General features: G+C 37.6%; 9 protein-coding genes. 6 read left to right on the top strand and 3 right to left on the bottom strand.

Annotated elements, in window-relative coordinates; translation table 11 throughout:
- Positions 1–135: 135 nt before the first annotated feature.
- From Q0L29_RS06215 to Q0L29_RS06200, 4 genes are all read left to right on the top strand, one after another.
- Positions 136–582 (top strand): response regulator, encoded by a 447-nt coding sequence (locus Q0L29_RS06215; RefSeq protein WP_296620002.1) that lies wholly within the window; start codon positions 136–138, stop codon positions 580–582.
- 12 nt (positions 583–594) lie between these two features.
- Positions 595–3,648: a PAS domain-containing sensor histidine kinase gene (locus tag Q0L29_RS06210; protein WP_296620001.1), complete on the top strand. Its 3,054-nt coding sequence runs from the start codon at positions 595–597 to the stop codon at positions 3,646–3,648.
- A gap of 15 nt (positions 3,649–3,663) precedes the next feature.
- Positions 3,664–4,068 (top strand): response regulator, encoded by a 405-nt coding sequence (locus Q0L29_RS06205; protein ID WP_296619999.1) that lies wholly within the window; start codon positions 3,664–3,666, stop codon positions 4,066–4,068.
- A gap of 462 nt (positions 4,069–4,530) precedes the next feature.
- Positions 4,531–5,646: an ATP-binding protein gene (locus Q0L29_RS06200; protein WP_296619997.1), complete on the top strand. Its 1,116-nt coding sequence runs from the start codon at positions 4,531–4,533 to the stop codon at positions 5,644–5,646.
- A 176-nt stretch (positions 5,647–5,822) separates the two neighbouring features.
- Here Q0L29_RS06200 and Q0L29_RS06195 read toward each other — a convergent pair whose 3' ends face one another.
- Both Q0L29_RS06195 and Q0L29_RS06190 read right to left on the bottom strand, forming a co-directional pair.
- On the bottom strand, positions 5,823–6,353 hold the full coding sequence (locus Q0L29_RS06195) for a hypothetical protein (protein ID WP_296619996.1): 531 nt from the start codon (positions 6,351–6,353) through the stop codon (positions 5,823–5,825).
- 157 nt (positions 6,354–6,510) lie between these two features.
- On the bottom strand, positions 6,511–6,888 hold the full coding sequence (locus tag Q0L29_RS06190; RefSeq protein ID WP_296619994.1) for a hypothetical protein: 378 nt from the start codon (positions 6,886–6,888) through the stop codon (positions 6,511–6,513).
- A 503-nt stretch (positions 6,889–7,391) separates the two neighbouring features.
- Here Q0L29_RS06190 and Q0L29_RS06185 point away from each other — a divergent pair.
- Entirely contained in the window at positions 7,392–8,711 is a 1,320-nt protein-coding gene (locus Q0L29_RS06185) for an APC family permease (protein WP_296619992.1), read from the top strand.
- Between the two features lie 377 nt (positions 8,712–9,088).
- Here Q0L29_RS06185 and Q0L29_RS06180 read toward each other — a convergent pair whose 3' ends face one another.
- The gene (locus Q0L29_RS06180) at positions 9,089–9,538 is read right to left on the bottom strand and encodes a KTSC domain-containing protein (protein WP_296619990.1); all 450 of its coding nucleotides are present in this window, start codon (positions 9,536–9,538) and stop codon (positions 9,089–9,091) included.
- A 346-nt stretch (positions 9,539–9,884) separates the two neighbouring features.
- Between Q0L29_RS06180 and Q0L29_RS06175 the strand changes: the two genes are divergently transcribed.
- Positions 9,885–10,322, top strand: coding sequence for an Rrf2 family transcriptional regulator (locus tag Q0L29_RS06175; protein ID WP_296619989.1), 438 nt, complete (start codon positions 9,885–9,887; stop codon positions 10,320–10,322).
- Positions 10,323–10,328: the final 6 nt, after the last annotated feature.

Here is a 10,328-nt window from a genome sequence, read left to right as displayed (position 1 = left end):
ATTATCTCATTCTCTCACTGTTGATATTTCTTTTTGAAAATTTGAACTCATTTTTCAATGACATCTGATTTTGTTTCACATTTTAATTTGCCCAACCGCACAACTTCCATTTTTCATATTTAATATACATTTAAAATGACTGAAAATTCTCTCAATTTGTTACTTGCGGATGATGATATGGATGATTGTTTTTTATTTAAGGAAGCATTAAAAGGACTCCCCATATCCGCAAAACTTACCACCGTAAATGACGGAGCGCAACTCATGCAACTACTTTCTGCAAAAGAATCACTACTACCCGATGCTCTTTTCCTTGACCTGAACATGCCTCGGAAAACCGGCTTTGAATGTTTGTCAGAAATAAAAGCAATTGATAAATTAATGAATCTTCCGGTTATAATATTCTCCACATCATTTGATATAGATGTTGTGAATTTGCTTTATGAAAAAGGAGCCTATTATTATATTTGTAAACCCGGTAAATTTGATAAGTTAAAAAAGGTAATTTTTGAAGCCGTTACACTCTCGTCACAAAGCAAATTAACTCAACCCTCAAGAGATAAATTTATACTTCAACCATAAGTAATTTTTTATATGAGCAATAAAAATGCTGACCATTATTTTCTCAAGGGTGGAGGTGAAATGGGTGAACTCATAAGAGCGAAAGATTGGAGCAAAACTTCTTTAGGCAACCCATCAGATTGGCCTCAAAGCCTTCGTACCATGGTTGGTGTAATGCTTGATAATCCTTTCGGAATGTATATCGCCTGGGGAAACGACTATACGCAGCTCTATAATGATGGTTATCGTCCCATACTTGGGTCTACAAAACATCCCCAGGCATTGGGTATCAGTACACGTGAAACATTTTCAGAAGTATGGCACATCATAGAATCTATGTTTGACGGAGTGATGAAAGGGAAAGCGGTCGGTTTCCCTGATTTGATGTTACCCTTAACCAGGAACGGGTTTGTAGAAGAATGTTATTTCGATTTTGCTTATAGTCCTATTAGAAAAGACACTGGTGAAGTTGGTGGTGTATTGGTTACTGTAATTGAAACAACCGATAAAAAAAAGGCGGAAATTAAATTAAAAGAAAGTGAGGAACGCTTCAGAACAATGGCAGAAGCCTCGGATATTTTAATTGCTGTTAGTGATGAAACAAGCGATGCCATTTATTTTAATAAGGCTTGGGTAAACCTTACGGGAAGGCCCATGGATGACTTGCTGAAGTTTGGCTGGGTTGATCTGGTTCATCCAGATGACAAAGAAATATTTGTAAATATTTACCTCGATGCATTTAAAAATAAAGTTGCCTTTACCGGAGAGTTCCGGGTGCTTGATAAAAATGGCGAATACCGTTGGCTATTAGCTAAAGGGCCACCTATTTTCCGACCAGACGATTCTTTTGCCGGGTATATAAGTTCATGCATGGACATTACTGACCAGAAAAATGCTATTCGCAAAACAGAAGAAAGCGAACTTCTTTTCAGGCTGGCACTTGCAGGCAGCAACCAAACAGTTTTTAGCCAAGATAGAAATCTAAAACACACATGGATATACAATCCTCATCCTGATTTTAAAGCAGAAGATGTTATTGGAAAAACTGATGAAGATATCCATGTGCCTTCTACTGCGTCAACCTTAACGGTTATTAAGCAAAAGGTATTGGATAGTGGTACCGCTTTTAACGGAGATGTAGAGATTGAAGTAAGCGGGCAAAAAATATTCTACACAATGCACCTAGAAGCCATGGCGGACGCAAATGGAAGTATAACTGGGATAATTGGAACCGTATTAGATATTACAGAAAGAATAAAGACTCAACAAAAAATAGAAGAAAGCGAGCAACGCTTCCAGGCAGCAGTCAAGGCAGTGCAAGGTATTTTGTGGACTAATAATGCAAAAGGTGAAATGGAAGGAGAACAACCGGGCTGGGCTGCACTCACCGGGCAAACTTATAAGGAATATCAGGGATATGGTTGGGCACAAGTGGTTCATCCCGATGATGCAAAACCCACATTGGATGCATGGAATGATGCTTCACAAGAACGCAAGACATTTATTTTTGAACACCGGCTAAAGACTAAGAATGGGGAATGGAGGGATTTTTCGATACGAGCCATTCCACTTTTGAACGCGGAAGGAATAGTGCTGCAATGGGTAGGTGTACATACTGACATTACTGAAAACAAACAAGCTGAGAAAGCACTTGAATACCGCAAAGCCTTACTGGAAGCACACAACGAATCAAGTTTGGATGGTATTTTATTAGTGGATACAAAAGGGCAAATGCTTTCAACCAATCACCGCTTTGCAGAAATATGGAATATGCCACAGCAAATTCTAGATGGTAAAAAGGATGAAGCAGCACTTGCATTTGCAGTAACCCAATTAGTAAACCCTGAGCAATTTATGGAAAGGGTAAGGTGGATGTACGCAAATCCAAAAGAAAGAAGTATTGATGAACTGGAATTTAAAGACGGCAAAATAATAGAAAGATATGGCTACCATGTGGCTGGAGAAGATGGAAGTTATTATGGTTGCAGTTGGATGTTCAGGGATATTACCGAGCAAAGAAAAAATGAAAGAGCATTAAAGGAAAGTGAAGTACGTTTCCGTACACTTGCACAGACACTGCCACAATTAATTTGGATTTCAGATGCAGAGGGCAATCAAGAATTTTCTTCTGTCCGATGGAAAGAATATTCAGGAATACAACCAAACGGCAAGTTAGAATGGAAATCCATGGTACATCCTGAGGATTACGATAGGATCAATACCGACTGGATTCACAGTTTAACAACTGGTAATATTTATAAATCAGAAGTGCGGCTTAAAAATAAAGAAGACGAATACAGATGGCACTCAGGGATAGGACAACCTGTATTTGATCACAACAATACAATTATAAAATGGGTAGGGGCATTTACTGACATCCATGAGCAAAAACTAAAAGATGAGCGAAAGGACGAATTTGTAAGCATAGCCAGCCATGAAATGAAGACCCCGCTGACCACTGCCAAAGCCTATCTGGAGATGCTCGAACTCACGCTAGACGATTGTGACAATGAGGAAGCAACCCTGTTTACAAAAAAAGCCAATCAGTCAATCGATAGACTCACCAAACTGGTAAGCGAATTATTGGACGTAAGCAAAATAAGGCTTGGTAAAATACAATATAGCCTTGACACTTTTAATTTTAATGACTTGATTGACGAAACAGTCGAGAGCGTTCAGCTTACTTCACCTACTCATAAAATAATCAAAGCCGGAAAAGTAAACGATCTGATATATTGTGATAAACACCGGCTGCAGCAGGTAATCATTAATTTATTATCCAATGCTATAAAATACTCACCAGGTGCCGAAGAGGTTTTCGTAACTATTGAGCAAAAAAATGATAGCGTTAACGTTTCAGTTAAAGACAATGGTATCGGAATTGCCCAAAGCAGTCTCGATAGGATATTCGACAAATATCACCGGATTGATGAACATGCGGTGCATTTTCAAGGTTTGGGTATTGGATTGTTTATTTCTTTTGAAATTATTCAGCGTCACCAAGGTAAATTGTGGGCAACAAGTGAAGCAGGCAAAGGAAGTACCTTTTACTTCACAATACCTATTAATTGTTCTACAGCACAATAAAATCACTTTGCATATATGAAAGAGAACAGCGAAAATCAAGATAATTCGGACAAGCGAATTTTAGTGTATGATGACAACATTGAAATTTTGACGATGTGTAAAATATTTTTTAAAAAATATCAATATCAAGTGATGACTATGACGAGATGTGAGGATGTGATTAATGACGTGAAAAGCTTCAAACCTCACTTTATTTTAATGGACCTCTGGATACCCGAAATAGGTGGTGAGAAGGCGATAGAACTGTTAAAGGGAAATCCCTTGACTAGCAATATTCCAGTTGTCCTATTTTCAGCTAATTCAGATATAAAGGAAATATGCAAACGAGTAAATGCCGACGGCTATATAGAAAAGCCATTTAATTTAAAAGAATTTAAAGAAACTATAGACCACCATATTCGAATTTCCCAGAATAAGTAGGCACATTTGATAAAAAAATTAAACCTAGCTTGAATTATCATTTGCGGCTACTTTTCCCCAGTCTGAGACATTTTCTTATTGTTTTTTTAAAACTAAACTTTTTAGGAAAACGGATCTTCGAACAAATTAAATCGAAACTTTGGAAGGATTTAAAAGTCTATTCATTCATTTTTTGAATCATATATTCTTTGACAAAAAACTGGGGACACCGTTTTAAAGTCCTATTGATAATAAAAGGTAATTTTGTGTATTTCAGTGATTTGTCGTTTATTAGATATAAAAAAACAATATCTGATTATAAATATCACTTTTCTGTAAACATGGCCAAATAATTGATTTTTTACTACTTCTTGGAATAAACTCATTAATAAGTAGAATTTGCGCGGATAGGTTTTTAACAAAGCCTAATTTTTTAGCCCTTAATCAAATTTTATAATTGATTAACCATTGACTTTAGTTTTTATGAACCCGGAAAAAGAGGAATTTTTAAAATACTCAAATGCAAAAAATGTAGATTTTGAAAATTATCTGATGAGTACTACGATGCCTCAACTTTTTTTTGATAGGGATTTGGTTTTAAGAAATTTCACAGCGGGGGCGATGAAAAGGTTCAATCTATCCTTGGATAGCATTGGAAGTACCATATATGAAATCAAAGAACATCTAGGTTGTCCATCAATTATCAAAAATGTGAAATGGGCAATTTCAAAATCTATAATGATTGAAAAAGAAGTACAAACCAAGGATTTAAATTGGTACAAAATTGAAATTATCCCCTATCTTAAGAAGAATGAAAATTCTCACGATGGTGTAATAGTTACTTTTATAGATATTACAGATAAAATAAAAGATTTAGAAGAGCAAGAAAAATTAATTGAGGAATATGAAAACTTATTAGTTACAATTTCCCACGATATTAAAAATGGACTAGCAAGCATGGTGCTCTCAGTTCAAATGTTAAAAGAATTCGAATTTATTACAAATGAAGAATTTAATTTATTTTTAAAAACACTTGACAATGGTGCGAATGAAATTAAATTTATACTGACAGATTTCTATCGATATAATATTACAAAACATAACTATAAGGCAGAAAATGAATTAGTATTATTTGAAAAAATTCTGAAAGAGCTGCAGTTATCTCTAAATAATGAAATTACCAAAACAAATTTGGTTCTAAAATTTGAATTGGAATGCAGAGAAATTTATTTCCCAAAAAGAGAATTAAGAAGCATAATATTCAATCTTGTAAGTAATGCTATAAAGTTTAAATCACCCGATCGTGATCCGGAAATATTTATTAAGACTTTTAGGGAAGATATTTATACTGTTATTTCAGTAAAAGACAATGGAATTGGAATTGAGCCTCAATACTGTGAAAAGATATTCACAAAATTCTTTAAAATAGCAAATGATACAGAAGGGTCAGGATTAGGTTTGCATAGAATAAAATTAATTGTTTCAAAAGCAGGAGGAAAAGTTTTGTGTGAGAGTCAATCAGGTGTTGGTTCAGAGTTTAAGGTATTTTTAAAATCACAATTACCACCCTTCTATAGAAAAAAATCAATGAACCTCTAGTAATAATCTTATCTAGGATAGAAAATTTACCATATTATCCGTTTAAGGAATGAAAATACTTAGTTGGTTGCAACTATCGTTGATAGGGGGAGCAAAAGCCTTGCAGAAATGCATGGCTTTTTTTGTTTACGTTTGCTACGAAAACTGATAATGGTATGCTCCTGCTATTGGGTAAATCATACCCCATTGGCAATATTGGATAGTTTTTTAATGATCATGTTGTAGCGTTCATCCTGCCCATCGTAGAACAAGTTGCCAATAATAGCTTCTTTTAAATTTCTATTTTCAATGATCTTGGATGTGCATTCCATTAGATAACTTTTGACCTCGGAATCAGAATTTAGCGCTTGGTCACTGATACTGGAGCTATAATTGAATAGATATACAATATCTTCATAATCGTGACTGGCAAATAGGTCATGGATCCCACGATCAAAGAAAGCATCAAATTTTGTAGCCAGAAAATAGGGAAGTGGTAAAAGACGAATCTGTAAATCATCCAAATCAAACTTAAAGGCATATTTGAATCCTTGTTCAAACCAGCGGTTGCCAGGAGCCCACCCTATAGGAATCGTGGCCATCACGTCTATCAAAATATCATCATATCGGAAGCGGCAGACTACATCATCCATGGCCGTCTGGACAAAACCGCGTGCTATCAAATCTTCTCTCAACGATTCCAACTCACCAAGACTGGCGATTTCCATAGTTAGGTCGAGATCCTTAGTAGGGCGAACATCATCTGCTGATGGATCATCTATGTATAAACTCACTACCGCTCCACCTACATAAACCACTTGTTTATTGAGCGAACCTAAGGCAGTTGCGATTTTTTGGTAACGGAACGATTGATTTGGGTATTTTTTAACATATCCGCTTTTTGAGTTCTTCTAACGCTAAGTTTCGTTCTCTCGCACGACCTACCCTGAGTGCATCTATAAGAGACAGCACTTCGTGTAATTGTGGGTCTTGTAATGCAGCATCAACGGCTTTAGGGTATAATGGGGCTATTCCATGTCCTCTTACTTTACCAAATGCCGACGGCCATACGTAAGGCTCATCACTGTTGATCTGACCTGCCAAAGGTTCTGCGCTATGAGCAGTAGGAACGCCTCTTACGATAGGCCCCGGTTGCTGAGGAAAAGCATACCGGACGCCATATGTAAGAAAGTCTAGAAACCCCTGTCGCATGACCTCCTTTTCTTCTCCGAAAAGCAGGCCAGCATAGCGTGACCGCGCCATAGACTTGCTGATCTCAGACTGGCTCAGAGCCAGGTCTTTGGCTAGCGACATCTGAGAAATGGGTTGTTTTTGCAAACATAATTTGACCAAAACCACCACATCCAGTGGACTCATAAGAGGCTGTACAATTTTCATATGATATTTATTCCATATTCGAATACGTAATAATATAATTTAAAGTACCTTAATACAATTAATTATCAATATTCATTCCATATCGGAATATGGAATAACCATTTAAAAATAGATGAGTGCGTATTAATAATTTTAAATGTTTCAGAAAATTCCATTTTGATCCCTTTATTCATGCAGAAATGCAATGCTTTTTTGTTGATCCTAGTAAGGGTCACTTCTTTCCATTCATATTCCTACAAATCCAGATTTATTTGGCTGACTTGCACTGCATGAGTTTTCCTCTGGCGAAATAATCTTGCTCCTCGTCAGAATAAATAGTTGGCCTTGGGTTAATTTTTATATTTTTCCATCTCAATCATTCCGAATTTTTGCCAAACGCATTTATGAATCCCAATTCCTCACTGGAAAACAAACAAGAAAAACTACCCAGAAATCTTGGGCTTTGGGGAATATGGATGCTGGTGGTGAATGGGCTAATCGGTGCAGGAATATTTGGTCTTCCAAGTGGAGCCGCCGCATTGGCTGGTGAATACAGCATCTTGATCTATGCGTTTTGCGCCTTGCTGATACTGCCAGTGATTCTTTGTTTCGCAGAGTTGGGCAGCTATTTCAAAGGAACCGGTGGCCCTGTCAAATATGGGACGCTGGCTTTTGGGCCATTTATCGGTTTTCAAGGAGGTTGGTTGTACTACTTGGCCCGCTTGATTTCTTTCTCGGCCAACACAGTTTTATTGACTGACAGCATCGCTTATTTCATTCCGGCTGCCGCCGAAAGTTTGGGAAGGCTGATTTCACTTGCTGTGATCTGCCTATCCTTGAGCTTGGTAAATGTCCTTGGATCGGTAGAATCGATCCGTTCGATGACGGTATTTACAGTCATCAAATTCGCAGTTCTAATTCTACTTCCGATTGGAGGGTTTATACTTTTGGGAGCAGAGGTAATCCCAAGTTTTAGTTCTCCTATTCCTCCCTTTACAGACTTGGGAAGTGCTGCATTGCTATTGATTTACGCTTTCGTTGGTTTTGAAGGAGCAGTAGTACCGGCTGGAGAAGCTAAGCGCCCTGAACGGGACATGCCATTGGGGTTGCTCCTTGGGCTTGCTGTCGTTGCGATACTATATATGCTGATTCAACTGGTCACTCAGGCATCAGTTCCAAATTTGGCTGATTCCAAAACTCCGCTCCTTGATGCTTCTGCCGCACTTTTTGGAAATCCCGGGGCGATCATACTGATGGTTGGGGTGGCAGCGTCCGTGATTGCGAATTTGCTGGGCTCGATGTTCTCTTCCACGCGTTTGACTTATGCGCTTTCCCTGGAAAACTCCCTCCCAAAATGGTTTGGTGAGGTGCATCCTAAGTTCCTCACTCCTGCTAACTCGGTAATATTCTTTGGGATTTGTGCTTTTCTACTTTCCGCATTTGGCTCGTTTACCGTTCTGGCAGCCATGACGGTTTTATCCAGACTTTTTCTCTATATCATGAGTTGCGCAGCCATTCCTAGGCTAAGGTCCCAGTTTATAGCAAAAGACAGATTTATTTTGAAAGGCGGTTACACTGTGCCTGTTCTTGGGATTTTAGCTTGCCTTTGGCTTATGATTCAGGTAAGTATCCAATCTATCTGGATGACAGCTTTATTTATAGCAATCGGAACGGGGCTGTATTGGATGGGGAGAAAAAGAGGGGTTTGATTTAGGATATGGGATTCCGGATGTAGGATTTTTCGACATTCATCATTCAAAATTCTATGTTCGATATTCAATTTCTCTTAAGAAGATGTACCCAATTCTAAATTGAAAAGTAAAATTTTTCAGACTTCTGACTTTAGCTTTCAAATTGGAAATTTCAGCTTTCAGAATTTATATTATTAGGAAATGCCTAAATCCAATCTTGGCATCCGAACAGTCATTTTCAGAATCGACTGAAAGTTTTGTCTAGCATAAATTTTCTGCCCAGGGTTTCGGATAGAACCGACTTGATTGTCAGTTTGAATTTGAAAAAAGTCCTTTTGACAAAAAAAGGCTGGATTTTCACTTAGCGATTTTACAATCTAATCCTTTTGGAAATTTTACGCCGTTTCTAAAGTCTTCTTAGACTTTCGATAAAGGTGATCACTTAGGATATTCCTTCTTGCAAAGCGATAGGTATTTTCAGCATTGAGAAACTTGGTGTAGGTGTTCTTAGAAACTCCAAAGTACTCATATGTATTCCCATCCAAAAAGGTGATTTCTAGGACTTGATTTTTATAATGGAAATCTCCGATTCCTGATTGAGTGATCGTCTTGGAGTATTCTTCCAGATTGGCTTCTGCGGTTTCCGGTGCGATGCTCACCAAGAAATGGTATCCATCAATGATTTTGGAGCTTTTTTCTTCGGCTTCCTCGGCTTTTTCGTCGCCAGCTTGGAATTTATCCGGATGCCATTCCTTTACAAGCATACGATAGGTGGTTTTCAGTTGCTTCAGGTCAATGGGGCCTTCCACCTTAAAAAGTTTCTTGTATTCGTTAATCCTCTTCATTGATGCTCTATAAAATTTTACAAAGCTAAAGATTTATCGGCAGATCGAAAGTATCAACTTGAATTAGGTAAACCATTCTAAAAAGATCAGTGGAACAATTGTTTCAAACTTTGAAACTTAAGTACTAACAGGTGCAAGGAATTGAAAAGCTGAAAAGGGCTAAATCGCTTCTACCTAACTAAAATAAAAGTAGATAACGTAAGTGCCTATTTGAATCCTAAAACGATTTCTGTCTATCGCATGGAAAACAAAAAATTATTGACAGAACAGCTCTAATTTGAACTAAGATGCTGCTTTTTGGTTTATGTCTGAATATTCATTCAATTAACGGACAATATTATCTTCAATGTTCTCACAAGCTGCAAAATACGCCATTAAGGCTGTTATCTATATTTGGACACAAAGTCTGGAAAACCGGAGAGTTGGCTCTAAGGAAATCGGGGGCAAAATCAAAACGCCAGAAGCTTTTACTGCCAAAATCCTTCAACCGCTGGTAAAAGCAAAATTAATCGGTTCAATAAAAGGTCCGAATGGGGGATTTTTTGTTAACGAATCCCATGAAGAAGTCACTCTAAAAGACATTATCAAGGCTGTGGACGGAGATGGACTATTTTCCGGGTGCAGCTTGGGTCTACCCAATTGCTCCGAAAAAAATCCGTGCCCCTTGCATTTCGAGGTGGTGAAAGTCCGAAAGGAACTTGATAACATGCTCACTTCGAAAAGTATCAAGCAATTGGCAATAGAAGTGCTCAATGGAGAAACAAGGTTGGCAAAAGTGGTTTGATCTATT

Source organism: Marivirga sp. (assembly GCF_024636815.1).
GTDB lineage: Bacteria > Bacteroidota > Bacteroidia > Cytophagales > Cyclobacteriaceae > Marivirga.
The sequence above is the reverse complement of the archived record's forward strand: the minus strand, read 5'-3'. Positions and strand labels throughout refer to the sequence as shown.

Bases quoted from the DNA above. Each gene is read 5' to 3' on its own strand.
- Q0L29_RS06210 (WP_296620001.1), top strand. From the start codon at position 595: ATGAGCAATAAAAATGCTGACCATTATTTTCTCAAGGGTGGAGGTGAA.
- Q0L29_RS06215 (WP_296620002.1), top strand. From the start codon at position 136: ATGACTGAAAATTCTCTCAATTTGTTACTTGCGGATGATGATATGGAT.
- Q0L29_RS06180 (WP_296619990.1), bottom strand. From the start codon at position 9,538: ATGAAGAGGATTAACGAATACAAGAAACTTTTTAAGGTGGAAGGCCCC.
- Q0L29_RS06195 (WP_296619996.1), bottom strand. From the start codon at position 6,353: ATGGAAATCGCCAGTCTTGGTGAGTTGGAATCGTTGAGAGAAGATTTG.
- Q0L29_RS06200 (WP_296619997.1), top strand. From the start codon at position 4,531: ATGAACCCGGAAAAAGAGGAATTTTTAAAATACTCAAATGCAAAAAAT.
- Q0L29_RS06190 (WP_296619994.1), bottom strand. From the start codon at position 6,888: ATGGCGCGGTCACGCTATGCTGGCCTGCTTTTCGGAGAAGAAAAGGAG.
- Q0L29_RS06175 (WP_296619989.1), top strand. From the start codon at position 9,885: ATGTTCTCACAAGCTGCAAAATACGCCATTAAGGCTGTTATCTATATT.
- Q0L29_RS06205 (WP_296619999.1), top strand. From the start codon at position 3,664: ATGAAAGAGAACAGCGAAAATCAAGATAATTCGGACAAGCGAATTTTA.